Annotated in this window: 30 protein-coding genes; 18 read left to right on the forward strand and 12 right to left on the reverse strand. The window is 42.9% G+C overall.

The genetic code is table 11. The features are described from left to right. Positions 1-357: 357 nt before the first annotated feature. From FGL37_RS19280 to FGL37_RS19330, 10 genes are all read right to left on the reverse strand, one after another. Entirely contained in the window at positions 358-1,152 is a 795-nt protein-coding gene (locus FGL37_RS19280; RefSeq protein ID WP_013407368.1) for a cation efflux transmembrane domain-containing protein, read from the reverse strand. A 3-nt stretch (positions 1,153-1,155) separates the two neighbouring features. Then, entirely contained in the window at positions 1,156-3,327 is a 2,172-nt protein-coding gene (locus tag FGL37_RS19285) for a TonB-dependent receptor (protein WP_028069440.1), read from the reverse strand. 465 nt (positions 3,328-3,792) lie between these two features. Beyond that, positions 3,793-4,824, reverse strand: a complete 1,032-nt coding sequence (gene arsB / locus FGL37_RS19295) for an ACR3 family arsenite efflux transporter (protein WP_028069441.1) — start codon at positions 4,822-4,824, stop codon at positions 3,793-3,795. Between the two features lie 3 nt (positions 4,825-4,827). Beyond that, complete coding sequence (locus tag FGL37_RS19300; protein ID WP_028069442.1) at positions 4,828-5,442, reverse strand: arsenate-mycothiol transferase ArsC; 615 nt, start codon at positions 5,440-5,442, stop codon at positions 4,828-4,830. 19 nt (positions 5,443-5,461) lie between these two features. Next, positions 5,462-5,926: a DUF6428 family protein gene (locus FGL37_RS19305; RefSeq protein WP_028069443.1), complete on the reverse strand. Its 465-nt coding sequence runs from the start codon at positions 5,924-5,926 to the stop codon at positions 5,462-5,464. A gap of 73 nt (positions 5,927-5,999) precedes the next feature. After that, positions 6,000-6,332 (reverse strand): ArsR/SmtB family transcription factor, encoded by a 333-nt coding sequence (locus FGL37_RS19310; RefSeq protein WP_028069444.1) that lies wholly within the window; start codon positions 6,330-6,332, stop codon positions 6,000-6,002. Between the two features lie 65 nt (positions 6,333-6,397). Then, positions 6,398-8,398 carry a conjugal transfer protein MobC gene (gene mobC, locus FGL37_RS19315; protein ID WP_028069445.1) on the reverse strand — a complete coding sequence of 667 codons (2,001 nt, stop codon included), beginning with the start codon at positions 8,396-8,398 and terminating at the stop codon, positions 6,398-6,400. A 150-nt stretch (positions 8,399-8,548) separates the two neighbouring features. Then, a complete protein-coding gene (gene mobB, locus FGL37_RS19320; RefSeq protein ID WP_028069446.1) occupies positions 8,549-9,847 on the reverse strand; it encodes a conjugal transfer protein MobB in 1,299 nt (432 codons plus the stop codon). Position 9,848: 1 nt separating this feature from the next. Next, positions 9,849-10,286: a conjugal transfer protein MobA gene (gene mobA, locus FGL37_RS19325; protein ID WP_028069447.1), complete on the reverse strand. Its 438-nt coding sequence runs from the start codon at positions 10,284-10,286 to the stop codon at positions 9,849-9,851. A 40-nt stretch (positions 10,287-10,326) separates the two neighbouring features. Then, positions 10,327-10,563, reverse strand: coding sequence for a hypothetical protein (locus FGL37_RS19330; RefSeq protein WP_028069448.1), 237 nt, complete (start codon positions 10,561-10,563; stop codon positions 10,327-10,329). 86 nt (positions 10,564-10,649) lie between these two features. Between FGL37_RS19330 and FGL37_RS19335 the strand changes: the two genes are divergently transcribed. The 5 genes from FGL37_RS19335 to FGL37_RS19355 all read left to right on the forward strand — a co-directional run bounded on the left by FGL37_RS19335 (position 10,650) and on the right by FGL37_RS19355 (position 13,199). Then, positions 10,650-10,892 carry a hypothetical protein gene (locus tag FGL37_RS19335; protein WP_028069449.1) on the forward strand — a complete coding sequence of 81 codons (243 nt, stop codon included), beginning with the start codon at positions 10,650-10,652 and terminating at the stop codon, positions 10,890-10,892. A 183-nt stretch (positions 10,893-11,075) separates the two neighbouring features. Next, positions 11,076-11,843, forward strand: a complete 768-nt coding sequence (locus FGL37_RS19340; protein ID WP_028069450.1) for a ParA family protein — start codon at positions 11,076-11,078, stop codon at positions 11,841-11,843. 5 nt (positions 11,844-11,848) lie between these two features. Beyond that, positions 11,849-12,271, forward strand: coding sequence for a DUF3408 domain-containing protein (locus FGL37_RS19345; RefSeq protein WP_028069451.1), 423 nt, complete (start codon positions 11,849-11,851; stop codon positions 12,269-12,271). Positions 12,272-12,282: 11 nt separating this feature from the next. Then, positions 12,283-12,558 (forward strand): DUF3408 domain-containing protein, encoded by a 276-nt coding sequence (locus tag FGL37_RS19350; RefSeq protein ID WP_028069452.1) that lies wholly within the window; start codon positions 12,283-12,285, stop codon positions 12,556-12,558. 2 nt (positions 12,559-12,560) lie between these two features. Continuing rightward, the gene (locus FGL37_RS19355) at positions 12,561-13,199 is read left to right on the forward strand and encodes a hypothetical protein (RefSeq protein WP_028069453.1); all 639 of its coding nucleotides are present in this window, start codon (positions 12,561-12,563) and stop codon (positions 13,197-13,199) included. Between the two features lie 66 nt (positions 13,200-13,265). Here the strand turns inward: FGL37_RS19355 and FGL37_RS19360 are convergent, their stop codons facing one another. Together FGL37_RS19360 and FGL37_RS19365 are read right to left on the reverse strand one after the other, a co-directional pair. Then, positions 13,266-13,976: a hypothetical protein gene (locus FGL37_RS19360; RefSeq protein WP_028069454.1), complete on the reverse strand. Its 711-nt coding sequence runs from the start codon at positions 13,974-13,976 to the stop codon at positions 13,266-13,268. Positions 13,977-13,979: 3 nt separating this feature from the next. After that, positions 13,980-15,023, reverse strand: a complete 1,044-nt coding sequence (locus FGL37_RS19365; protein ID WP_028069455.1) for a ComEC/Rec2 family competence protein — start codon at positions 15,021-15,023, stop codon at positions 13,980-13,982. Between the two features lie 560 nt (positions 15,024-15,583). Between FGL37_RS19365 and FGL37_RS19370 the strand changes: the two genes are divergently transcribed. The 13 genes from FGL37_RS19370 to FGL37_RS19435 all read left to right on the forward strand — a co-directional run bounded on the left by FGL37_RS19370 (position 15,584) and on the right by FGL37_RS19435 (position 26,902). After that, positions 15,584-15,889: a DUF4134 domain-containing protein gene (locus FGL37_RS19370; RefSeq protein ID WP_028069456.1), complete on the forward strand. Its 306-nt coding sequence runs from the start codon at positions 15,584-15,586 to the stop codon at positions 15,887-15,889. Between the two features lie 11 nt (positions 15,890-15,900). Next, on the forward strand, positions 15,901-16,233 hold the full coding sequence (locus FGL37_RS19375; RefSeq protein ID WP_028069457.1) for a DUF4133 domain-containing protein: 333 nt from the start codon (positions 15,901-15,903) through the stop codon (positions 16,231-16,233). Further along, the gene (locus tag FGL37_RS19380) at positions 16,230-18,743 is read left to right on the forward strand and encodes a TraG family conjugative transposon ATPase (protein ID WP_028069458.1); all 2,514 of its coding nucleotides are present in this window, start codon (positions 16,230-16,232) and stop codon (positions 18,741-18,743) included. The genes FGL37_RS19375 and FGL37_RS19380 overlap by 4 nt, the downstream gene beginning before the upstream one ends. A 37-nt stretch (positions 18,744-18,780) precedes the next feature. After that, positions 18,781-19,413, forward strand: coding sequence for a DUF4141 domain-containing protein (locus FGL37_RS19385; RefSeq protein ID WP_028069459.1), 633 nt, complete (start codon positions 18,781-18,783; stop codon positions 19,411-19,413). A gap of 3 nt (positions 19,414-19,416) precedes the next feature. Then, positions 19,417-20,412 (forward strand): conjugative transposon protein TraJ, encoded by a 996-nt coding sequence (traJ, locus tag FGL37_RS19390; protein WP_028069460.1) that lies wholly within the window; start codon positions 19,417-19,419, stop codon positions 20,410-20,412. Between the two features lie 13 nt (positions 20,413-20,425). Next, positions 20,426-21,049 (forward strand): conjugative transposon protein TraK, encoded by a 624-nt coding sequence (traK, locus tag FGL37_RS19395; protein ID WP_028069461.1) that lies wholly within the window; start codon positions 20,426-20,428, stop codon positions 21,047-21,049. Between the two features lie 10 nt (positions 21,050-21,059). Beyond that, entirely contained in the window at positions 21,060-21,479 is a 420-nt protein-coding gene (locus tag FGL37_RS19400; RefSeq protein WP_028069462.1) for a hypothetical protein, read from the forward strand. A 13-nt stretch (positions 21,480-21,492) separates the two neighbouring features. Next, positions 21,493-21,780 carry a hypothetical protein gene (locus FGL37_RS19405; protein ID WP_028069463.1) on the forward strand — a complete coding sequence of 96 codons (288 nt, stop codon included), beginning with the start codon at positions 21,493-21,495 and terminating at the stop codon, positions 21,778-21,780. Next, on the forward strand, positions 21,767-23,092 hold the full coding sequence (gene traM / locus FGL37_RS19410) for a conjugative transposon protein TraM (protein WP_028069464.1): 1,326 nt from the start codon (positions 21,767-21,769) through the stop codon (positions 23,090-23,092). The genes FGL37_RS19405 and traM overlap by 14 nt, the downstream gene beginning before the upstream one ends. A gap of 101 nt (positions 23,093-23,193) precedes the next feature. After that, a complete protein-coding gene (gene traN / locus FGL37_RS19415) occupies positions 23,194-24,096 on the forward strand; it encodes a conjugative transposon protein TraN (protein WP_028069465.1) in 903 nt (300 codons plus the stop codon). 17 nt (positions 24,097-24,113) lie between these two features. Then, positions 24,114-24,671: a conjugal transfer protein TraO gene (locus FGL37_RS19420; protein WP_028069466.1), complete on the forward strand. Its 558-nt coding sequence runs from the start codon at positions 24,114-24,116 to the stop codon at positions 24,669-24,671. Between the two features lie 54 nt (positions 24,672-24,725). Then, a complete protein-coding gene (locus FGL37_RS19425) occupies positions 24,726-25,130 on the forward strand; it encodes a DUF3872 domain-containing protein (protein ID WP_370484274.1) in 405 nt (134 codons plus the stop codon). 458 nt (positions 25,131-25,588) lie between these two features. Continuing rightward, positions 25,589-26,902 (forward strand): hypothetical protein, encoded by a 1,314-nt coding sequence (locus FGL37_RS19435; protein WP_138096961.1) that lies wholly within the window; start codon positions 25,589-25,591, stop codon positions 26,900-26,902. Positions 26,903-26,927: the final 25 nt, after the last annotated feature.

Consider the following 26,927-nt stretch of genomic DNA (forward strand, 5'->3'; position numbering starts at 1 on the left):
TGCCCTTGCAACCTTTTTTATGTTCTGATTTTTTGGATTTCTCCTTTGAGCAGGAAGACTGCTCGGTCTTTGTTGAATTTTTGGAACAGGCATAGCTCTGACTTGGCATCATAAAGAAAACCAAACAGAACAATGTCAAAATGCCTATATGTATTCTATAATTTTTCAACGCAACAAAGTTACAAATTAGATTGGTTTTTTATGTGATTTTTAAGATTTTTTTGCTTATCTGAGCAAAACCACCTATCCACTTTTCCAGGATTTACAAAATACCCTTTTTCGCCAACCACAATAAAAAATTGGCCGGAAAAAGGGCATTTCTAAAACAGCTTGCTTATCACTTGAAAATATAACGACTTATTCTACTAACTTCAATATCCTATATGCCCCTCTTGCCACAATTACAAATACAATTGCTCCGATAATCAAATCGGGGTAGCTTGAATTAAGCCAATGAACCAAGAGACCTGCAACGATAACGCCCGAATTGATAATGACATCGTTCGATGTGAAAATCATACTTGCCTGCATGTGGGCTTCCTTACTTTTGTTCTTTTGTAACAGGTAAAGACAAAGCACATTTGCCATTAGTGCCAAAACTGAAACGATAATCATCGTTTGAAAATCGGGCATCTTTTCAAAACCTAAAAAACGTCTTATTACTTCCACAAAACCGATAACAGCCAACAAGATTTGGAAGTACCCTGCAAATTTGGCTATGTTGTTTTTTCTTGCGACCGTACCCCCTACAGCAAACAGAGCCAAAGCGTAGACGATACTATCGGCAAGCATATCCAAGCTATCCGCTACCAATCCCATTGAGTTGGAAAAAATACCGAACAACATTTCCACTCCAAAGAAAACGAAGTTGATAACCAGTACCGTCCAAAGTAGCCTCCGTTGTCTATTGCTTGTATCCGTTTCAATAACTCCGTCAGTTTCTTCGGTTGAAATCAACGTTGTATTTAGGTTCAAAGTTTCCAAAGCCGATAAAATCGGCTCGGGGTTTCCACTATGATAAACATTCAATTCCCTATTGGGAATATCAAATTCCAATGACTTTACCGTATCAAAATCCTGCAATTTCATACGGATTAATTGCTCCTCACTGGGGCAATCCATTTTGGTAATATTGAATATGGTTTTGTTCATATTTTAAAGTTTAAATTTTATTCCACCATTAATTACAAATCCGTCCAACGGTGCATAGATGTCTCTAAAAACAGGGTTGGTTATTGTGCCTGTATAGATGTTGTCAAAACGTGTCTGCCTTGTATCAAGGAAGTTTTCAAAGTTGATATACAAAGAGAACCGTTCCCAAATCTTTTCAGCCATAAAGCCACACATCCAATAGTCCTTTCCAGTTGTACCGTCATTCAACTTTTGAGGGCTGAAATAATAGGCTTCCAAACCAATCTTCCATTTATCCTCTATTTCGTACATCAGTACGGAATTAACACGGTGTTTTGGGGTCAATGGATTTTCGGTACTTGTTCCGTTTTCCAGCAATCGGGTATCGGTAAATGTGTAGCCCAAAAATAGTTTCAAATCATCATAGCCGATTTTCACATTGGTTTCTGTTCCCTTGGTATGGATGTAACCCGATGAATTGATAAACTGATAAGTATTTGTTGCCATATTTTGAAGCAACAATGGATTGTCTAAATAGGTGTAAAAGAATAAATGGTTGATGCTGAACGTCCAGTCATCGCCCATATTCGTGCGGTAATTGATGTCTGCATTTGCACCGTAGCTCTTTTCTAATTTATTGGTATTATCATCAATAGGCATAACGTTTTGATATTGTATGCGTTCGCTTTCTTCGGTAAAAATGGTTGGTGTTTTATACCCAAATCCACCCCCGATGCGTGAAGTCAATCCGTTTGCAATATGGAACAATGCCGATACTCTTGGTAGAAAAACAGCCCCGTAATCCACCACGTAATCCGTTCTTAAACCTGTTTCCAATTGAAACCAGTCCGTAACCCTAAAAGAATTTTGAACGAAAGCCCCGAATGTCGTTTGATTGTAATCCCTTAACGGAAATGAGGTAATTTGTTTTTCTTTGAAGTTATCCGTCCAAATATTAACACCTGTTATCCATTCAGACTTTTCTTTGCTGTGGGTATAGCTCGCTTCCGTAAAAGTGGCTGTTTGCGTTCCCTCAAACTCGTAATTGGGAATAGCTGTATTACGGTTAAAATAACTTACGCTGTTTTTGACTTGGACAAAACTGTTTTCATTTACTGTATGGTCAAAAACAAATTGTGTGGAATAACGCTGTGTTTTGTTTTCCTCGAAAAACTGGTGTGTGTTGTCCGCTTTGCCCTTTATATAAAGCATGTCGCCACCCAAACGGTTTTCAATGGTGGCGTTGATGCCAAAGTTCATTTTAGTTTTATCATTGAAGTAAACAAATAACTTGGGGTTCAATACATACCTTTCAAATTGGGGAATGGCAGAAAGTCCGATTTGTGCAGGGTCGTAAGCTACGTTTCGGTTGTGCGAAGCGAATATTGTTGTTCCGATTTTATTAAACTTTTGTCCGTAAAAACCGTTGATGTCCAATCCTCTGCCCGATGTTCCGTTTAAATGAAAACGCAAATCCCTTTCTTCCGTTGGTGTCTTGGAAATTAAGTTTACCAAGCCTGCTATTGCTCCACCACCGTACAGCGTAGATGTTGAACCCTTAATAACTTCAACCTGCTTTAAGTCAAGCGGTGGAATTTGCAACAAACCTAACCCACTTGAAGCACCGGAATAAATCGGGAAACCGTCTTTTAAAATTTGCGTATATCGCCCGTCAAGTCCTTGAATACGAATACTTGCATTGGCACTTGTGGGTGAGGTAGTTTGGACATGAATACCTGTACTCTCGCTCAAAAGCATACGAATATCCCCTGCTTTCATATTTCCTTTTTCGTCCAATTCTTCACCTCCGATAAATTCAATACGGGTAGGAATATTTTGTATGCTTCTCGTGCTTCTGGTAGAGGATATGACAATTTCGTCTAACTCCTCTGAACTTTCTTTGAGTAGGATTTCAATAACACTGGTGTCCTTTAATGGAAATTCTAATGTATCAATACGTTCATTGAAGCCTATATAACTAAAATGTATTTCCTGTAATCCATTAGGAATATTGAATAATGTAATTTGCCCGTTCTCGTTAGATGTTGCTCCAATTGAAGTGCCTTTTATAGATGCCGTTACGCCAATTAAAGGTTCTTTCGTTCCACTGCTTTTTACGACAGCGGTTAATGTATTTTGTGCATATACACAAAGGTTTAGTGCCATGAAAAATGACACAATGAGTATTTTTTTCATTGTAAAAATGATGCTTAATGTGAAGAAATAAACAATTACGATGCAAAGCATCGTTACTAACTAACTTGTGCCGAAGCACTATACATTAAGCGATTTGTGGTGGATGCCAAATAGAATAGGGGAAGTCAGAAATAGGTGACGTAGTTATTACTCCTAATTTCTTTTCAGGTAATTGGAAAGAGTTAGCAATTGAAAAATAAAATGACGTTATTACAAACCCCGTACAGGTATTACATTTAGAAAAAGGGGAGCAACAATCCATCCCGCAATCATCGTTGTCTTGTTCTTGACTATCTGATGTTTGGTATGCGAGGTCAAGGCATTTATCTACCATAAAGCAAGGTGCTGTTGATAACACCAACACCATTAAAGCTAATATGAATGATAAATATTTCATTATGCAAAGGTAAAAAAAATTAGTTTTCAAATCTCTACTCTTATTTCATCCCTTAAAAAAAACCTTTTCTATGTGTAATACTTTCCCTTTAACCACAAACTTGCTCGTACCAATAGTATCAGTACCGGAACTTCCACCAGTGGGCCGATTACGCCCACAAAAGCCTGTGGTGAATGAATGCCAAAAACAGCTATTGCTACGGCTATTGCCAATTCAAAATTATTTCCTGTGGCTGTAAATGCGATGGATGCGTTTTTGTCGTAAGGAACATTTAAGAATTTGCTGATAAAGAAGCTCACGAAAAACATCAGTACAAAATAGATGATAAGCGGTATAGCTACTTTTACTACATCCATTGGCAACTCCAATATTTTATCACCTTTCAGACTGAACATCAATACTATGGTGAACAATAAAGCATATAATGTAATGGGTGATATTTTGGGAACGAATTTGCGGTTATACCATTCTATACCTTTTGACTTTACAAGTGCGTAACGACTTATAAAACCTGCTAAGAAAGGAATACCTAAGTATATCAATACGCTTTCGGTTACATCTTTCATTGATACGCTTACATTGAAATTGGCTAAGCCTAATTTATTGGGTAATACGTTAATAAATAGCCAAACAAAGAAGCTGTAACTTATTATCTGAAAGATACTGTTCAATGCGACTAATAATGCCGTATATTCTCTATTCCCTTTCGCCAAGTCGCTCCATACTATGACCATAGCGATACATCTTGCCAAACCGATTAATATTAAACCCGTCATATAATCGGGTTCGTTTCGTAAAAACAAAACGGCTAAACCAAACATCAATACTGTACCGATTACCCAATTCAGTAATAAAGATATGCCGATTACTTGCGTGTCTTTAAATGCTTTGGGCAACAATGAATAATCCACCTTAGCCAAAGGTGGGTACATCATCAATATAAGCCCTATCGCCAAAGGAATATTGGTAGTGCCTACGGATAAGGCATTTGTAACATTGGAAATGCTCGGAAAGAAATACCCTAATACTATTCCTGTCGCCATTGCAAGGAATATCCATAACGTTAGGTAACGGTCAAGAAATTTTAGTTTTGGTTGCATCGGCTAACTTTTAATCATTGAAAAAACATAGAACATTTCCTGCGCTATCTGCAAACTCCTTTCAGCATATACCTGTGCCTGTTCGGGTGAGCCGTCCGAAATCTTGGGGTCTTCAAATGTGATGGGTATTCTCTTTTCCGCTCCGGCAATGAATGGGCATCCACCGTCCGCCTGCGAACAGGTCATAATGGCGACAAATGCCGATGCAGGGTTGAAAGGACTATCGTATTTTTTTGAAAACCCAATGACTGGCAAAGCATTATCGCTGTATTTTATCGCATATACAGGATTATCGGTTTCCGCAATCTTGAAAATATGAAAACCTTGATTGGTCAATGTTTCCGCCACTTTCGGGAATAGTGCTGTTTCTTCTGTACCGCCCGAATAACAATGTACGTTCGGGATATTGAAGTATGCACTTGCCAACTGCGCCCATACCTGTGCTAAATGGCTTCTTCGTGAATTATGGGTACAGATAAAATTGAGGTTTATATCCTCACCGCTGTTTGCTTTTTGCCGTACAAAATCTATCAGCGGTTGCAGTGTGGTTTTACGTTCCTCTTTTACGGTTTGGACGTCAATAATCCCGTTTATGGTTTCAGCTAAATTTTTATACATTACGATTTGTTTTTAGTGTTTAGCAACATCCCGAATTAGGTGTACAACAAGTGCTGTTCAGTTCTGATAAGTTTATTTTTTGCTTCTCGGCAGGAATGCCACAGGCATCGCTTGCCAAACAAGCCGTCTGTTTGTTCTTTAGGATGAAATGTTGACCGTCAAAGTCTAAGTCAAATTTGCCAATCGTTTCGCTTTGATATTCTACTTCGATTTCGGCATCTTCCATTCCCAGTTTTTCTTCTGATAGCTTGATAATGTTCAATAGTTTGGCGGGCTTTAACCTGTGTTCATAGTCGTTGGCATCCCACAGTTGAAAGTTTACCGCTTTCTCTATACGGACTACACCACCGCAATCAATAAAATGTTTAGTGATTTGCCCTATTTCCGTAACGTGGAAATGTTCGGGAACAAATGTTCCGTTCTCTAATTGAAATTCAACATTGTCCAATGTTGGCAAGATTTCTTTGATTTTTGATAGTTTCATAATAACTGAATTTAAAAAATGAAATAGTAAACTTAATATTGCAATATAACGATGTTAAATGCTAAAAAAAACACTACGTACAGCACTTGGTAACTTGTACATTTTGATTAAAAAAAGTGTTCAATTCGGCTTGAATTTCTTTCCATATATTTTCATCAATGCAATAGCAAACAGATTTACCCTCAATAGTTCCCTGTATGATACCGATATTCTTTAACTCTTTTAAATGCTGTGAAATGGTTGCCTGTGCCAAACCTAATTCCTCAACCAAATCATTACAAATACAGGCTTTTTGATTGATTATATATTGAAGTATAGCAATCCTTGCCGGATGTGCCAAAACCTTAAATAGTGAAGACAGCTTATTCTGTTCGTCCGAAAATATTTCTGATTTGGTAAGCCCCATAACTTTTCTTTTATATCGCAATATTACGATGCATCTTTTAATCACACAAGAAATTTATAAAAAAATTATTCCTGTTGCACCAAATGCTGTAAATCGGGGTCGCTCTTAATCCGCTTCATTTCGCTTTCCACAATATGAACAACGTCCGCTTTGACCTGCCTGTAATTGGCTTCAATGACCTGTTTCATATTGTTGTTGCCGTTTTCATCGGCAAAGGATAATATCTGTGGTATCTTCTTATAGGCTTTGGTTTCGGCAGAAACCTTTTCGTTATCCACCACGATTTCAGCATGAAATATTTTCTGCTCGATACGTTCATCAAAATTGTCTGAAACAGACCCCACGAACATTCCCTGTGTCAACGTAGATATTTTGGAAGCCGGAATAAGGCTGTCCAATTGCGTGGATATAGAAGTAGATTTGTCATTACGGTTGATAGTCATGCTTTGCCTTTTCTGCAACACTTTCCCAAAACGCTCACTTAGGTTTTTGGCTGTTTCACCCACCACTTGACCAGAGAAAATATTGCCTACGGTATTTTGGATGACCTTGCTTTCCTTGTCGCCATAATCCCTTATCAATTGCGAATAGTCTTGAAAGCCTAAGCATACTGCCACCTTATTGCTACGTGCCGTTGCGATAAGGTTATCTAATCCCCTGAAATATATTGTGGGCAACTCGTCTATGATAACCGAACTCTTTAACTTATCTTTCTTATTGATGAGTTTTACAATCCTCGAATTGTACAATCCCAAAGCGGAGGAATAGATATTTTGACGGTCGGGGTTATTACCCATGCACAAGATTTTCGGCTCTTGTGGGTTGTTGATGTCCAGTGAAAAATCATCACCCGTCATCACCCAATAAAGCTGTGGCGAAATCATCCGTGACAATGGTATTTTTGCCGATGCTATCTGCCCCTGCAACTGGTCTTGTGCTCCGCCCTGCCACGCATCCATGAAAGCCGACAGGTAGTTTTCAAGTTCGGGATATGAGGTCAATAACGTAAATACGTCTGCGTATTTTTTATTCAGCAATTCAATAGCATGGGGAAACGTGCAATACTTTCCATCATCATAGATTTTCAGAAACCAAATGATTGAGGCAAGCAGTATAATTGGGCTTTCCACGAAAAAATCCCCTTGCTTAAAAATCCACGACCTGTTAAGGTTAAGCATGATGGTATAAGAGGCTTCGTAGGCATCGGATATATCCGTCATAAAGGCAGGGCTTAGCGGATTGCATCGGTGGCTACGGCGTGGGTCGTCAAAGTTGATAACATAAAACTTGGGTTTTACCTTATACTTATCGGAGTGTTTCAGCAAATGGTTGTAGGCAATCGTGGAAAGGTCGTCAAACTTGAAATCGTAGATATACATCGCAAACCCCTTTTCGATGTGTTGCTTGATGTAGTTGTTTACGATGGCGTAGGATTTTCCGGAGCCGGGAGTACCAAGTACAATCGAAGCCCGAAAAGGGTTTACGATATTAACCCATCCATTGTTCCACTTGCCTTTGTAATAAAACCTTGTGGGAAGATTGACCGAGTATTCATTTTCTATCAGACGGGTTTCCTGTTGGAAACTCTCGTTTTCATTATTGAAAACATCGTCCATCAGATTATTGCGGAGTAGTCGGCTCATCCATACCCCTGCCATGAGCAAGGCTATATAACCCAAACTCGTTGTAAGGATGTAAAGCGAGGTGGCAACACCTGCCGACAGCTTTAACAATGGCGTGTTCAGAAAGAACAGCACAAAGCCGATAACTAAGGCGGTGTAAATCTTAGCCCATGTTATCTTTTCATTCTTTACGCCCTTAGTGCCGAGACAGCTTAACGCCAACATCAGCAAGGCAAAAATCTTGGTGTAAAGCGTGTGCGAAAAAAGTCCTGCGGTATGGTTGAAATTGGTCAGTATCTTACCGATAATTTCCAGTGTCCATCCACGTTCGGCAAAGAACCCGTAACAGAACCAATAAAAGTGCATCAGTACCAAAAGAATACTTACGGCACGCATAAAAGCCATGATTTTGGCTAATCCTCTCAAATCGTCTTCTCCTTGCATAACAAAAAAAATTAGTGTAGGGAATTTAGAGGCTATTTAAAAGCACTTATACAAAGGGGGGTCGGATGGCTTTTGGTGGCTTAGTTTGACAGTAACTTTAAAAACCACAAAGACCAAGATGTTAATCCTGGTCTTTGATGGTCAAAAAAGCTATTGTTGTCTTCCCCGTTTTCGGTGTTTCTTCTTTTTCTTCATACGGTTGGCAAATTCCTGTTCCTCGTAGTCTTCGCCCTGTGCCTCCGGTAGTAGCCCACCCAATCCGTCTATCAACAAATCATCGGTCTGCTGTTCTTTATTTAGGAAGTTAAAAAGTGCATGGGCTTCCTCTTTCTCTACGGTGTTGCCTGTGGTCGATGACTGATTTTGTGCGGTTGCTTTTTCAGTTTCTTGGCGTTGCCCGACCGCCTGCCCGTTCCACCAATCATTAAAGACATTAGCCGATAGGTTTTTGCCCAAAGCTGAACCGTTCCAAACGGTACGGCTTTCGTGGTCTATAAAAGTCATACCATATATACGCCCCTCATCGTTGCGCCGTACCACGGTATTAATGCCCTGCTCCAACAGTTGCTTTTTAAAATCGGCTTCATTAGTGGCGGTGTGCATCGCTACTTCAATGGTGCTTTTCAGTACGGCTCTTGTGGGGTCGGCTTTCATTTTCCCCTTAGCCTGTGCAAATTGGTTTTGCAGTTCGTCCAGTCCTGCCTGTTTACCGAAAAGGGATGCTTTAAAAGGATTGCTCGCTTTCTCTCCCTGTTCGTTCAATGCAAAATAGACAAGACCGTTCTTAGGCTGTCCGTGCAGTTCCCCTTTGACTTCATCCGCCGTGATATTGAAAAGCGATAGCAAAGCGTTGTACGCTCCGAGGCTTGCGTAACTGTAATACTTCGGCAGGTGTCGCACCACCGATGCGATTTGGCTCTTAACGTCTCCGGCTCTGTAATCCACCGGACGGAATACCTGCTCGTTTCCAGTACGCTGTTTTTCCGTGGCAGGTATAAGATTGTACGTTTGTTCCAAATCCCGACAGATTGCCATCGAACGTGGATGGTCGTAACTGTCCGGTAGCTTTTTCCCGTCCAAACCCACACAGACCGTTACGATATGGATATGGGTACGTTCAATATCGGTATGCTTAAAAACGATATAAGGTTGCTTGCCATACCCCATACGCTCCATATACTCCTGCGCCATTTTTACGAACTGCCCATCGCTGACCCTATCCGCAGGATCGGGGTTCAGCGATATGTGGCGCACTGGCTTTTCCGTTCTGATATTTGCGGACAGATACGGCTCAAAACACTGGTGCAGGTAACTGGTCGAATAGGTATTGTCTAATGTTTCGGGTATTCTATTTAGTAACAAAACCTGCCCGTTTTCACTGTCAATCTTCTTTTGGTTATAGGAGATAGCCCCGTATAAATTCTCACCCTTTCCAATTTTTGCTATCATCCTATCCGTGTTTTTGCAGGTGTTCTCTTTCAAATTCCTGTGTTAGCTCAATCACTTTCCGGCACAATTCCGCCATTTCTGCCGTCTGCTTTTCCAGTTTAAAGAGGTAAGCCGATGCCTTTTTCTCCGAGAAATTGCGGTAAAGTATCTTCACGATTTGGTTGTAATTCACGCCGACCACTCTAAACTGGCTGTAAAAATTGGTGAGCCTCGTATGAAAATCGACTGCATCCATATCAATTTTTACAGTCTTGATTGGCTTCTGAAAGATGCAGGCTGTAATGAAATGCGCCATTACTTTCATTCCCGATTGCTCGAACAGTGTAAGGAACTGTGCATTTTCCGTGTCGTTGAGACTAATCGAATAACGGTGGATGGCAGGGTCTTTCTTAGGCTTGCGACCAACTTTGTTTTTTCGGTTTCTTTTGTTGTCTTCCATATCTAAATCCATTAATAACCGAGCTTCAGCAAGCTCAACTTTAGTTAATTAACATAAACCCCGACTTCGGAGGGTGTTTTAAAAGCTCTCCGCCAACTGGCGGAGCAAGTGGTTTTGAGGTGCGGGAATTTATTTCGAGCATCTCAAAACATAACTTGCTCTGTTCGGGTGAACAGAAAATCCGTCCGCCTATCGGCGGATGCGGATTGGATAAAGCGGAAAAAAACGGCTTTGTGCCGTTCCGCCCATAACGTCCATACTCCAATGATTTTTCCATTCACCCCTTGCATTTAAGCCCTTACAAAGTAAGGGTAGCTTTTTCAAAGCATTGACCTATCCGTCACGACCAAACATTGCCAAAAAATGCCGTGGATTACCGCTTTAAATCAATGGAACGGAATAACCTGCTTCTTTGCGCTATCAGTCACGCAAGCCTGTTTGCAGGCATCCGCTCCCGATGGCAGTTGTGAAAGACGGAGCGCAGGAATGCCGGAACACATGACGGCGTTCCGCATGGCAGGCAGGAATACCGGACGGCATGAAAACTATCCGGTAGCCATTCCAACAGGCAGGACGACAGACAAGCCATCGGTCTTGCCCGTGTGAAAGCCGGAATGACGGCACGGCTGATTGAACGAACGATGGCAAGCCCGACAGACGGGATTGTATCAAGACTGCCGGACGGTGTGCAGGGATGACAGCCCTGTTTCACGCCGGAGGGATGACAGCCCTGTTTCACGCCGGATGGCAGGCAGTCCACGGAAATAGAAACTTAAAAATAGAATAGAAATGGAAGCAACAAACAGGACAAAATTCATTGCTTTTTCAAGCCAAAAAGGGGGCGTTGGGAAAAGCACGTTTACAACGGTTATGGCAAGCATACTTCATTACCAAATGGGTTATCATGTAGCCGTCTTTGACTGCGATTATCCACAGCACAGCATCTGCCAAATGAGGGAACGGGATTTGAAAGCGGTCATGCAAAACGAGGTGCTGAAAAAACTGGCGCACCGCCAATTTTCCACCATCAACAAGAAAGCCTATCCGGTACTGCAAAGCAAGGCTGACAATGCCCTAACGGATGCGGAAGCATTCGTACAGTCCTCGACCGTTCCCGTGGATGTGGTTTTCTTTGATTTGACCGGAACGGTGAACACTTCGGGTTTGCTGAACACACTGGCAGGAATGCACCATATCTTTTCGCCCATCACGGCAGACCGTGTGGTCATGGAAAGCACATTGAGCTTTACCGATGTACTGACCAATGTCCTTATGAAACAAGGTCAGACCTCCATCGAAACCATACGGCTGTTTTGGAACATGGTCGATGGCAGGGAAAAATCGCAACTGTACGAAATCTACGGCAACGTCATTAACGAGGTCGGACTGCAAGCAATGGAAACACGCATTGCCGATAGCAAACGCTTCCGCAAGGAGAGCGAGGCAACGGCAAAGACCGTCTTCCGCTCCACGCTGTTACCTCCCGACAAAAGATTGATGAAAGCCTCCGGCTTGGATTTGTTCATCAGTGAATTTTTAAGAACCGTCAAACTGTAACCGCTATGGAGAATGAAAACAAGAAAAAGCCGAATGCCCCGATTGACGAGGCATATCTCATGTCCATTATGGCAGGTGAAACAAAGAAGCCCCAACAGGCGGTAGCCCCCCAAGAGCCGAGCGCAGAGCCGACAAAGGAAACGCCAATGGAAAAGCCCGTAGCCAAAGAGCGTACCCGACAAAAGAGGATTTCCGATACGGGCTATGGCGAGCGGTTTCTCAACAGCCACACCATGACACGCCGTGGTGATAAGAGCATCTACATCCGGCAGAATTACCACGAACGGCTTTCCCGTATCGTGCAGGTTATCGGCGAGGATAAAATACCCCTGTACGCTTATTTGGACAATATTCTCGAACATCATTTTGAACAGTTCGAGAAAGCCATCACCGATGATTTCAACAATAAGTTTAAACCCATTTTTTAAAATATTCGATTATGAAAAAGCAACAGCAAAACGAACCTAAAAAGGTACTGCAAATAGCCCGATATAAGTCGGCTTTTTTAAGACCGACCGGAGTTGTCGCACGGTGCGGAAAGTCGGTATATATCTGCCCCGATTTCCACAAGAAATTATCCCGTATCGTCTGTATTCTCGGAGAGGGAGATATTACGCTTACCGATTACCCGAACAGTGTATTGAAACACCACTTTGAGGATTTCGGCGAGGAAATAAATACAATCCATGCCCGAAACCAAAAGCCAATATTATAGCTATGGAAACATTGATTGTAATATGCCTTATCATCGTCATTATCCTTTTGCTGAAAGATAAGGTGGTCATCCATAAGAACGTCCGCAGGGAAATAAAACCGAAAAAGAAAAGCCCCGACCTGCCGGATATTATGGGGCTTCCCAAGCCTGTGGAACGCCACACCTTGCCACCGGATGCCACAAAGAGACAATCGGGCGAACGTGACGGGATAGCTGATAATTTTGGAACAGAAACCTACGGGATAGGTTTTGGATTGGAAAATCCGCAGATTGAGGGAGAGCCGGATGAAGTTTTCGGGAGTATGTCCGATTTTGAAAATGAGGAAGACGAATGGGATGAATACGGGTTTGAGGACAGCGACAATGAGTTTGCCACAGGGGTTACCTTTGATGAACTGACAACCGTGGGGGCATGGTTGGAGCAAGATACACTTGAACCTGCCCAGCAACAGAAAGCGGTGGATATAGTTCAGCGATTACAGGGAACGGAATTGTTAAGTCTGCTCGAAAACTCAATGGATGGGGCTTCACGGAAGATTGCAGAGTTGTTGGACAAGAGCCTCTCCGCCGGAACGGATTTCAGTTCTCCCGATTTGCGGAAAAGTGATTTAGAGGATTTCGACATTGGGGAGTTTGTCTGAAAAGACAGCTTCCCTTTGTTTTTTAAAAAGCACTTCAGGATTCAATTCATCCTGAAGTGCTTTATCTTATAAAGTTTCTATAGCCTCATGTAGACGTTCAGCATAGGCGAATGCAGTTAGCTTGACCCATTGTTTCGTAACCCTTATTATCCAAAATATTAGGATAACAATTAAGAATATTTCAGCGATAAAGAATATCTCGGGAAATTGACCCACTGTCCATACTCCACTGGTATACACAAAAAAACCGTAAGTAGCTAAAATCAGTGATATTATTAAAGCTATGGCATAAGGCTTAAGTCCTAATAAGTTTCTACGAAATCCGTATCCCATATTTTCTCTAAAAATGAGTGCATACTTGTTTATATCACGAGTGTTCCCGATAACAAATTTTGTCCAAGCACGGTAAACTTCATCTGCATCATCAGGATTCAGTCTTTCAAACTGTTCATCAACACTGTCTCCTGTAGGACACAATTGTTCCATCTTTAAATGGTTTCTCGTTTTGGTATGTCTATCCAAGTGTGCATCACGCCAACGAAACAACTGTGTAGTAGGCGCACCACCCCAATCACGCCAAATATCTGCTTCCTTTTTTTTTCCGGCATCCCGACCAAGATGTGATGTTAAGTAAGCAAGTACCCCAATAAGCCCTACAGGTATGCCATAGTGGTAATACTGTTGGAAATCCCATACAGTAACCACTAACATTACGCTTAAGGGCAAGTAGAAAAGTATCATGGGATAAACCCTCGCAGTTAAACTGTATCTATCCATATATTATTCTTCAACTTCGTTATAAAATGGTACAGCTTCTGCAGGCCCCCAACCTTGTCTTGATGAATTGTGCTGATGAACAAGAATGTTGCCATTCGTCTTATAAACTTTAGCATTTCGTCTTAACAACGCATTAGTTACTTTTCTCGCTGGATGCTTAGGAGCGTCCTTAGAAGCTGAAGCATATGCAGTAGTACAACGAATGCTATTAAGTATTGACGGCGAAATATTTCTCTTACTTCCATGATGAGGAATCTGAAAAAAGTCGACATGGGAAATATCTATATACTGTTCGTTTGCGAAATCTATCACATTTTTAAGAGACTCTATCCCAGAGTCTCCGGTGAACAGAAATTTTTTGTTTGCAAAGCGAACAAGTAAAACTGCACTTGAACGATTCTCCGCAGATGTTTCACCATCTTCACTTAACGTTTCGATATCAAGTGCCTCCTGTACCCATGTGATTGCTTTTTCGAATGAGCTAAAGGCTTTCTCAAGAATTCCTTTTGGTTGAGGACTCCTTGCAAAGCCAGGAATAAGCTCCCTGTAGTAGTCTATACTGGGGCCTAAAACTGTAATTACACCATCTTCACTCGTTCTTCCTGCAAATGGCTCACGCACATCAATACCTTTTTCCTCCGCAAGCTGTACAAGTTCATAAGCATAAGTGTACGCTTTCTGTAGCCTCTCACTTAGACTATTGTCTGTAATCCGGCCATCATGAAAGAGGTCACAAATATGAGGTGAATGTTCCCAAGGTTTGTGTATCCATAGTTCTCCTACCGAACACTGATTCATAATTTGTCGAAGACCCGAAGCATGGTCTGCATCAGGATGTGTACATACGACAAGGTCTACGTGATTAGTATCGTAGAGTTTCTGAATATGCTCAACGAGCCTGTTACCGGAATCCTTAGTTCCGCCATCGATGACCACAACCTGATAACGGGAACGTTCTGAAAAATCCCCGTACCGGAATGCGATAGCATCTCCACTTTTTTCGCCACTGTCTACTGGCAGAAAATCAATTTGTAATTGTTCTATCATACGCAATATATATAATTTTGGCTCGCACTAAATCAAGTTACAACCGACCGCGAGCATTAATCGGGGTAACCCTTGAATTTCATTCTTAAAATTAAATAGGACGTAATAGCAGTATAAAATGTGGGAGAAGAGTTTAGTATTAGACAGGATTCATAATCTACGGTTCTAACAACATAAGGTCTAAACACCCTAACAAAATATAATGTAAACAATTGATTTATAACACACAGTTAGTCCAATTTATCACTATCAAAATCGTTGCCATCGCTATTTTTTGGGGGTTTTTCTTGTCATTAATTCAGTCTCATGTCAAACAGGCGTAAAAACAACCTTAGTAACGACATTTTGACATACACATACATTTGATTGAGATTCAACTTAGGTAGAAAAGTCTGTCTTTATAATGGTAATTTATCATACTGTCTTGTTATAACTCCGCCACTCACTGCCAATTAATTCCGCTGATTTCCAGTTTCCCATAACGCTTCGATTTCCATAAGACTTTTGTTGCGAAAGCCCACACGAGGTGGGAATTAGTAACAATTTAATTCAGTTAAATCATGGAAAAACAAAGCAAAAAAGTGTTGCTGACAGGCGTTGCGTTCCTGTCGGCATTCGGTGTGTTCGCACAGGGCAACGGCTCGGCAGGTATCACCGAAGCCACGCAGATGGTGACCTCCTATTTCGACCCTGCGACCCAATTAATCTATGCGATTGGGGCTGTGGTCGGGTTAATCGGTGGCGTAAAGGTGTACAACAAATTCAGTAGCGGTGACCCCGATACAAGCAAGACTGCGGCGTCGTGGTTTGGGGCTTGTATTTTCCTCATCGTAGCGGCGACCATTCTCCGCTCATTCTTCCTTTAAGCTGGCGTATTATGAGCAATTACAATATCAATAAAGGTATCGGCAGAACGGTTGAGTTCAAAGGACTGAAAGCACAGTACCTGTTCATCTTCGCAGGTGGTCTGCTCGGCGTGCTTATCCTCGTCATGGTCATGTACATGGCAGGCGTAAACTCCTACGTGTGCCTGTTCATCGGGGCAGGCGGTGCATCGCTCATCGTTTGGCAAACATTCGCATTGAACGGCAAATACGGCGAACACGGATTGATGAAAGTCGGGGCAAAGAAAAGGCATCCGAAATACATCATCTGTCGCAGAGCCGTACACCGCTATTTAAAATTCACTTCTAAATCCAGTCATTTATGAGAAATACAGGGAAAGCCACAACGTTGGAAAGCAAGTTTCCATTACTGGCGGTGGAACACAACTGCATCATTTCAAAGGATGCAGACATCACGGCTTGCTTTCGGGTACACCTGCCGGAGTTATTTACGGTTGCATCGGCGGAGTACGATGCCATTCATTCGGCTTGGCATAAGGCTATCAAGACCTTACCGAACTACACCATTGTCCACAAACAGGACTGGTACATCAAGGAAAGCTATGCGCCGGATATTGCACAGAACGGGTTGAGTTTCCTTGCAAAGTCCTATCAACAGCATTTCAACGAACGTCCATTTTTAAACCATTACTGCTACCTGTTCCTAACCAAGACCACCAAAGAACGGATGCGGATGCAGAGCAACTTTAGTTCGCTCTGCAAAGGTGTCCTTATCCCGAAAGAAATAAGGGAAAAAGAAACCGTCCGAAAGTTCATGGAAGCGGTGGCACAGTTTGAGCGCATTGTCAACGATAGCGGTTTTGTGAAACTGGAACGCTTGACCGAGGATGACATCATCGGCACAGGCGACCAACAGGGATTGCTCGAACAGTACCTTACCCTGTCGAGGGAAGCCGGAACGCCCATGCAGGATATAGCTTTGGGAAGCGAGGACGTGCGTATAGGCAACAAAAGGCTGTGCCTGCACACCCTGTCCGATACGGACGATTTGCCGGGCACGGTATCGGCAAATACGAGGTATGAAAAGCTGTCCACGGACAGGAGCGATTGCCTCTTGTCCTTTGCCTCTCCGGTGGGCTTGCTCCTTAGCTGTAACCATATCTATAACCAATACCTGTTTTTGGATAACAGCGATGAGAACCTGCGGAAGTTTGAAAAGTCTGCCCGTAATATGCACTCACTGGCAAGGTACAGCCGTGCTAATCAGATTAACAAAGAGTGGATTGAAAGGTATCTGAACGAAGCGCACAGCTTCGGGCTTTCGGCTATCCGTGCGCACTTCAATGTGATGGCGTGGTCGGATGACCCGAACGAACTGAAACAGCTAAAGAACGATACGGGCAGTGCGCTTGCTTTGATGGAGTGCAAGCCGAGGCATAACACAGTGGATGTTGCGACACTGTATTGGGCAGGCATGGCAGGAAATGCAGGCGACTTTCCGGCAGAGGAAAGTTTCTACACGTTCATCGAACCTGCGCTGTGTTTCTTCACCGAAGAAACCAATTACCAAAGTTCGCCATCACCTTTCGGTATCAAGATGGCGGACAGGCTGACAGGCAAACCCATCCATTTGGACATTTCCGACCTGCCCATGAAAAAAGGCATTATCACGAACCGGAACAAATTCATACTTGGTCCGTCAGGTTCGGGAAAATCCTTTTTCACCAATCACATGGTGAGGCAGTATTATGAGCAAGGCTCTCATGTACTATTGGTCGATACGGGCAACTCTTATCAAGGGCTGTGCGAACTGATTAAGGGGAAGACAAAGGGAAAAGACGGTGTGTATTTTACCTACACCGAAGACAACCCGATAGCATTCAATCCATTTTATACGGATGACGGCGTATTCGACATTGAGAAAAGGGAAAGTATCAAGACCTTGATACTGACTTTGTGGAAGCGTGACGATGAACCGCCGACCCGTTCAGAGGAAGTGGCGTTGTCCAACGCCGTGAGCGGTTACATCGAGCGTATCAAGCAAAGCGATGAATATCCCTCTTTCAATGGATTTTACGAGTATGTACGGGGTGATTATAAAAAGGTACTGGAAGACAAACAGGTAAGGGAAAAAGACTTTGACCTCGCAAATTTTCTGAACGTGCTTGAACCCTATTACAAGGGCGGAGAGTACGACTATCTGCTGAACTCCGACAAGCAACTTGACCTGCTTTCCAAACGCTTTATCGTGTTTGAAATTGATGCGATTAAAGACCACAAAATCCTCTTTCCCATAGTGACCATCATCATTATGGAAGTATTCATCAATAAGATGCGCAGGCTCAAAGGTGTGCGCAAAATGATACTGATTGAGGAAGCGTGGAAAGCCATCGCCAAAGAGGGAATGGCGGAGTACATCAAGTACCTGTTTAAGACCGTTCGCAAATTTTTTGGTGAGGCTATCGTGGTCACGCAGGAAGTGGACGACATCATCCAGTCACCCGTGGTCAAGGAAAGTATCATCAACAATTCCGACTGTAAAATCCTGCTTGACCAACGCAAGTACATGAACAAATTCGATGCGATACAGGAAATGTTGGGGCTTACAGAAAAGGAAAAATCCCAAATCCTTTCCATCAATCAGAACAATGACCCGTCAAGGCTTTACAAAGAGGTATGGATTGGGCTTGGCGGCACGCATTCCGCCGTGTATGCCACAGAGGTTTCGCTCGAAGAATATTTGGCATACACCACAGAGGAAACCGAAAAAATGGAAGTCGTGCAACTGGCATCCGAACTGGAAGGCAATGTGGAACTGGCGATAAAACGCATTGCCCAACAGAGACGTGAGAACGCAAACCTGCCTGTCCGGTAGGCAGGTAATTATTAATCATTTAAAAAAATCAGAGACAATGAAAAAAGCAATGTTACTGGTGTTTACGGCATTTATGCTTGCCGTTGCACCGTCCGCTAAGGCACAATTTGTTGTTACAGACCCTGCAAACCTTGCATCGGGTATCATCAACAGTGCAAATGAAATCATACAGACTTCATCCACCGTTTCAAACGTGGTAAAGAATTTCAACGAGGTAAAAAAAGTGTATGAACAGGGCAAGGAGTATTACGACAAACTGAAAGCCGTAAACAACTTGGTGAAAGATGCCCGTAAGGTGCAACAAACGGTGCTACTCGTAGGCGATGTGTCCGAAATGTACGTGAACAATTTCGGCAAAATGATGAACGACCCAAATTTCAGTCCGCAGGAACTGACGGCAATTGCCAACGGTTATTCCACGCTATTGAACGAGAGTACCGAACTGCTCAAAGAACTGAAACAGATTGTAAGCTCGACCGGACTTTCCCTAAATGACAAGGAACGTATGGACATCATCGACAGGGTTTACAAAGAGGTCAAGAATTACCACAGTCTTGTAAGGTATTTCACCAACAAGAATATCTCCGTAAGCATTTTGAGGGCTAAGAAACAGAACAACACCAAAAGGGTGCTTGAACTGTACGGAACGGCTGAACAAAAATACTGGTAAGCTATGGAATGGAACAATCTTCACGAACTCCTGCGCTCGCTGTACGATGAGATGCTCCCACTGTCCGCCGATATGGCGACAGTGGCTAAGGGCATCGCCGGATTGGGTGCACTGTTCTACGTGGCACTGAAAGTGTGGCAGGCATTGAGCCGTGCAGAACCGATAGACGTGTTTCCGCTCCTGCGACCGTTCGCCATCGGGCTTTGCATTATGTTCTTCCCGACCATCGTATTGGGAACTATCAATGCGGTATTAAGTCCGGTCGTAAAAGGCACAAACGCCATGCTCGAAAACCAAGTGCTTGACCTCAACAAATTGCAGGAACAAAAAGACCTGTTGGAGAGAGAGGCGATGCTCCGCAATCCCGAAACCGCTTACCTCGTAAGCGATGAGGAATTTGATAAGAAACTGGACGAATTGGGATGGTCGCCGTCCGATTTGGTTGCCATATCCGGTATGTACATGGAGCGTGGAATGTACGATTTAAAGAAAAGCATCCGTGACTGGTTTCGGGAACTACTGGAAGTCCTTTTCCAAGCATCCGCTTTGGTCATAGACACCATACGGACATTCTTTCTTATCGTGCTGTCCATTCTCGGGCCGATAGCCTTTGCGATAAGTGTATGGGATGGTTTTCAATCCACACTTACGCAATGGCTGACCCGATATATCAGCGTGTACCTGTGGTTGCCCATCGCCGATATGTTCAGCTCCATGCTCGCCAAGATACAATCCCTCATCATCGAACGGGATATTGATATGCTTGCCGACCCGACCTACATCCCCGACACATCCAACACCGTGTATATCATCTTCATGCTGATTGGGATTGTGGGCTATTTCACCATTCCAACGGTGGCAGGTTGGGTTATCCAAGCCGGAGGCGCAGGAAACTTCATGCGCAACGTAAACTCTACGGCATCGAAGACCGGAAACATCGCCGGAGCGGGAACGGGGGCTGTTGCAGGCAATATCGGTGGCAGGTTAATGAACAAATAAAAATCAAGAAGCAATGGAATTTAAGACACTAAGAAATATCGAAAACAGCTTTAGGCAAATACGGCTGTATGCCATTGTATTTGCGGTACTCTGCATCGCTGTGGTAGGTTATGCCGTATGGCAGTCCTACCAGTTTGCCGAGGCACAACGACAAAAAATATATGTACTGGACAAAGGTAAATCCTTGATGCTGGCACTGTCACAGGATGCAAGCATCAACAGACCTGTTGAGGCACGGGAACACGTTAAGCGTTTCCATGAACTGTTCTTTACGCTCGCCCCCGATAAGAACGCTATCGAAAGCAACATGAAAAGGGCTTTTAACCTTGCCGACAAATCGGCTTTCGATTATTACAAAGACCTTTCAGAAAAAGGATACTACAACCGTATCATTTCGGGCAATGTGCAACAGCGTATCGAAGTGGACAGCGTGGTCTGCAACTTCGACACCTATCCCTATGCCGTAAGAACGTATGCCAAACAGTATATCATCCGTCCAAGCAACGTGACCAAACGGAATTTGGTCACTTCATGCCTATTGTTGAACTCGGTCAAGTCTGACAACAATCCGCAGGGCTTCAATATCGAAAAGTTTGCCGTGTTGGAAAACAGAGACGTAGAAGTCGTAGACCGCTAAAGCCAAGATTATGGAAGCAATATCAGATTTGAACACGTTCGCCAAAATCCTTACCGCAAAAGGGTATGACGGCTATTTCCATACGCGGGGTGCGTATGCCGGAAAACTGAAAGCAAGCATCAGCGAATATCTCGCAGGTAGCCCCAAAGGTGTAGCTAAACAGGAGTTGTTGCTGACCTGCTTTCTGCAATGGGCAGGCGAAGACCTGCCCAGGATAGAATGCCTTATGAGGGTGAAGTACCTAAACGGCAAATTCTTCCTTAACAGCATGGAAGTTGCGAAAAAAGACCGTTACGGGCAAGTGCTGAAACAATCGGAACTGACCGACCTGTCGGTCGTGACCGCTCCCAAAGCAAAGGAAGCAATCGCTATGGTCAGCGATGCACCTGCACAAAAGGCTACTTCCCAAAACAGGCGTTTCAAGCACTAAACATGGTCAAGGCATGAAAAATCTAAGAACAACAATCAATAATTGGTTTGACAGGCTCGATGGGCAGTGGCGGACGATGCCTGTTAAAAAACAGCACCGCTATACGCTACTGCTCTTTTTGGGCTATGCGCTATTGTCCGTTGCCGTACTGTTGAAAGTGTGCTACGATGTAGCGCACTCCGATAATACCCTAACGATAGAGCATATCGAAAACCCGATTAACGGGCAAAACAAATCCTCGGTTTCTCCGCAGGACAGTATTAACAAAATCTTAAAACGTAAAATGTATGAAAGACAGTGAAAACAAAAGGGTAAGTTTTTTGGTCGAAGATGACGACCTAAAAAACGGAATGGATGCACCGCAGGACGGTGCGCAGAACAAAGCCGACAAGCTGAAAAAGCCAATCATTTTTGTCCTCATGGGCGTGGTGTTCCTCGGCTGTATGTATTTAATCTTCAAACCATCCTCCGATAAGAAAACGGTTGAGGATATTGGTCTGAACGATGCCGTACCACAGGCGACCGATGCAGGGCTTCAATCCGATAAGCAAAAGGCTTATGAACAGGAAATGCTCGAACAGAAAATGCAGGAAAAGCGCAATGCGCTTCTTTCACTATCCGACTATTGGAGCGAGGACAGTACCGCCGATCCGGAAGCGGAGCAACCGGATGAGGACTACGAAGACGGCTTCGCTTACGGCGGTGGTACACGCAGGAACAGCAACCCTGCTCTGAACAGTTACCGAAGTGCGCAAAGTACGCTGACCTCGTTCTACGACAACAGCGATTACGAAACGCAGGAACTCCGCAGACAGGTTGAGGAACTGAAAGAGCAACTGGCAGAAAAAGACGTACCGCCTGTAACGACCGTGGAAGACCAACTGGCTTTGATGGAAAAGTCATACGAAATGGCATCCCGTTACCTGCCGTCAACTCCGGCACAGACGGGTAATTCGGACACAACAGCATCGGCAAAGAGTGCCTCGCAAAAAGAACATTTCGTGGCATTCACCCCCGTAAGGAAAAATACGGTTTCCGCATTGTACCGTGAGCCGACCGACAATGCTTTTTTAGAAAACTGGAACGAAACCCGAAACCGTGGCTTTTATACGGCAGGCGTTTCCCAGCAGGTCATACAACCGAAAAACAGCATAAGGGCTGTGGTGCAGGAAACACAGACCGTGACAGGCGAAAGCGGTGTACGCTTGCGTTTGTTGGAAACGGCGCAAACTCCCGTCCGTTCCATTCCGGTAGGAACGGTACTGACGGCTAATGCCAAGTTCCAAAGTGGCAGGTTGCAGTTAAAGGTAACATCCATCGAATTTGAGGGCAACATTATTCCGGTCGATATAACCGTGTATGATGTGGACGGACAGCAAGGGCTATATGTGCCATATTCCCCCGAAATGAATGCCCTGTCAGAGATTGCCTCCAACATGAGCCAAACGGGAGGAACAAGTATCATGATGACACGCTCGGCAGGGCAACAGATGGCAGGTGACCTTTCCCGTGGCGTGGTGCAAGGGGTGTCGGGTTACTTCTCCAAGAAAGTAAGGACACCGAAAGTGACCGTCAAAGCCGGTCATCAGCTATTCCTCGTTTCAAAAAATTAATGTTCAACTAAAATCAAAAAGAAAATGAAATGTCCATGTTTCCGAAAAGACAAATACACATGGACATTCCATATCTCCATTAAAAATCAAATAATATCTATATGAACGCAATATTTAAAAGCCTCATGGCAATGGTCTGTTTAACGGTCTTCATCACAGGTGCAAATGCACAGCAAATTGCATCCAGTACAACAAAATTGAGCATGGGCAAGGTTGACCCTTACGAAATGCAGGTGACGTACAGCAAAACCTCGCACCTCATATTCCCGTCCGCTATCCGCTACGTGGATTTGGGCAGTGAGTACCTTATCGCAGGCAAAGCCGAGGATGCGGGAAACGTACTGCGCATCAAGGCAAGCGTAAGGGATTTTGACGAGGAAACCAATTTTTCGGTCATTACGGACGATGGTCGGTTTTACAATTTCAACGTCTATTACAGCCCTTATCCGCTGGCGTTGAATTATGATTTGCTGGTCATGCAAAAGGCATCGGACAGGGAAAACGGCAACGATGTTCTGTTTGAGGAATTGGGGGGCAATTCGCCGTCACTGGCAGGCTTGCTCATGGAAACGATTTACAAAAAGAATAAACGGATTGTAAAGCATATCGGGGCAAAAAGCTACGGCATACAATTCCTGCTAAAAGGTATTTACGTCCATAACGGAAAATTCTATTTCCATACGGAACTGCGCAACAAAAGTAATGTGCCGTTCAACATTGACTTTGTGAGTTTCAAGATCGTGGACAAGAAAGTCGCCAAGCGTACCGTGGTGCAGGAAAAGGCAATGAACCCGTTGCGTATGTACAAAACGCTCGGTGAAATAACGAGCAACACCACCGACCAAAACGTGTTCCTGCTTGACCAGTTTACCATCACGGATGACAAGGTTTTGGTTATCGAAATTTTTGAAAAGAACGGGGGCAGACAACAGGTATTGCAGGTGGAAAATTCAGACATCGTACACGCCAAGCTGGTAAGCGATATGCACCTAAAGATTAATTAACCCAAAAAGAACGAACAATGATGAGATACATTTTTGCCGTGGTGCTTGCCATGCTAAGTATGACGGCAGTACAGGCACAGCGGATGCTCCCCAAACAAAAGGGATTGGAAATAAACGCAGGTATGCTGTCCAAAGAAATAAGCGACAATTACTATCTGAATTTGACATTGACCGTGAACAGAAAGAACGGCAATTACTGGATATGGGGTGCGGAGTACACCCATCAGTTTTCCGGTTACAGGGATGTACAGATACCGCTTGAAACCTATACGGGCGAGGTGGGTTACAGTCTTCAGCTATTGGGCGATGCAAGAAAGACCGTCACGCTGAATGCAGGGCTTACAGCCGTGGCAGGTTATGAAACCATCAACCGGAGCGAAGCCATGCTACCGGATGGCTCGACCATCCTCGACAAAGACAATTTCGTTTACGGCACAGGCGGACGGCTCACGCTCGAAACGTACCTGTCCGACCGCTTTGTCCTGCTCCTGCAAGGGCGGACAAAAGTATTATGGGGTACGGATTTGAAACAGTTCCGTCCATCGGCAGGGATTGGACTAAGGTTTAACTTTTAAAATTGATTTATGATGAAAATATTAATCAGGAAGTACGGGCTACATTTGCAGGCAATGTTCATGCTCTTGGCGATGTTGGTCTGCGCCGTGGTGCTGACCTCGTGTGAAAAAGACGAACTTGATATACAACAGAATTACCCTTTTGAGGTACAGGTGATGCCTGTACCCAAAGAGGTAACGAACGGACAGACCGTTGAAATACGGATTACCATTCAACGGTCGGGCAATTTCAATGATGCGAAATACTACATCCGCTATTTCCAGTTTGACGGACAGGGAACATTGCGGTATTACAACGAACCGCCTTATATGCCCAATGATGTGTACCTGTTGCCACAGACAAAGTTTAGGCTGTATTACACTTCGCAATCCACCGTATCACAGTCGTTGGATATTTGGATTTTGGACAACTTCGGGAATGAAAAACAAATAAGTTTCCAGTTTAACAGTCGTGATTAAAAACAGAAAATCTCGTCCAATGTGGCGGGATTTTTTGATTAAACGGTGTTCTATTTTTTCTTGTAGAGCAAAACGAATACATTTTGTAAATTTAGAGATTGAAATATAGGCGTTTATCATTATGGGAGCTTCACTGGTTTTAGGCATAATAGCATTGGTTTTGGGTTTAGGTCTGCGGTACTGGATTAACCGTAGGAAGTTTTACAGGCGTAGCCCGACAGGAGCGGAAGGCTTTTCATCTTATGAAAAATCCGTTATTATTAAAACTTCTGAACGTTTGGGCAAATGGATAGCTTATGCTTTGATTATATTCGGTGTGCTTTTCCTGTGGAGTTATTCAAGACAGAAAAAGGCACAAGAAAAGGCATCCCAAAATACGGAGATACATAAACCGTAAAGCATCCTTTACTTTAATAAATTTCTAATAAGTGGCAAGCCTAATAAAAAACACTAATAAATTGAAAAATAAAATTCAAACTATTGTATATGATTTTTTCGTGAACTCTTCGGACTTCAACGGAATTCCACTACGGAATATTTCCCAAAAGCTTAATATAGAATATGAAGCCTCAATAGACTTAATAAAAGAACTTGTTATTGAAGATATCGTTTCAATTCAGTCAAGCACCAATCCTCATATTATAGGTTTTCAGCATTATCCAATTGAGAGCCAGTTAAGTATTTTGGAAGAAGCAAAAAAAATTAAAGAAGTTATTCATTCATTTGGTGATTTCAAAATTTCATCTGAGAATACAGAATTCCCCATTTGTCTCTATCCAAGTAAAATTTTCCTTAGCAAGAATAGAACTTTAGCTGAATTTGGTAACGCTTGTTATACGCAACAGCTTGCACTCGGAGAACCTCATTTAAAACCAATTTTTTTTGAAATAGAAGTATTGGATAGGTATTCTAATGACCCTCGGTTTGATTTCAAGTTTGAAGATTATTCTGGACGTATTTCTTGCAGATATGATGAAAATGAAAAGCCAATTGTAAGGGATGAGGACGACATCTTTCTAAAAACATTTGGATTAGGTTTCGATGAAAATGGAAACAGGTTGGCGGTAGTTTACTTAAGATACCTAAAGGATTTAACCGCCGAGCATCAAATCTATTGGAAAAGCAGAGAGAAATCAGGTAACTGTAAAATGCTTGAAGAATATCATCAGAATACAATTCAAGGCAACTGGTCATCTTCTTATTCTATTTTTTCTGGCTTCATTGGAGAACAAAAATGCATAAACGACCTAACTGAATTGATTTTTTCCAAGGCTCTATTTAGAAAAACATTTGAAGAAGAGAATAGACCAAAGGAATTCACGTTTTTCTTTACACCAACTTTGAAAAATTATAATGATTTCATATTGCTACTTGATAAAATGATTTCAGAAAACATCAATAAAGATTTTTTCGAGAGGAAGGTTGAACTATTTGAATACAAAGACTTAGGAAATGGCTTGGTAGAAAAGCAGTCTAAAGGTACACTACAAATTTTCGAAGAATGGCTAACTTCAGTTTTTAACGTAGAGGGAGACGGTACAATCAGTGAACTTTTTAAACCGTTAAAGAAAATACGAAGAGAAAGACAAAATCCGGCTCATAGAATTAGTGAAAACCAATATGATTTGAAGTTTACTGATAAACAAAAACAAATTATAAGTGATGCTTATTCAGTGTTTAGAAATTTAAGAAATATATTCCATCAACATCCCAAAGCGAAGAGCTTTGAAATTCCGAATTGGTTGGAAAATGGTAAAATCAAAACTTTCTAATGAGAGTCACACTGCAAATTATGCA

Source organism: Sphingobacterium thalpophilum, assembly GCF_901482695.1.
Classification (GTDB): Bacteria; Bacteroidota; Bacteroidia; order Sphingobacteriales; family Sphingobacteriaceae; genus Sphingobacterium; species Sphingobacterium thalpophilum.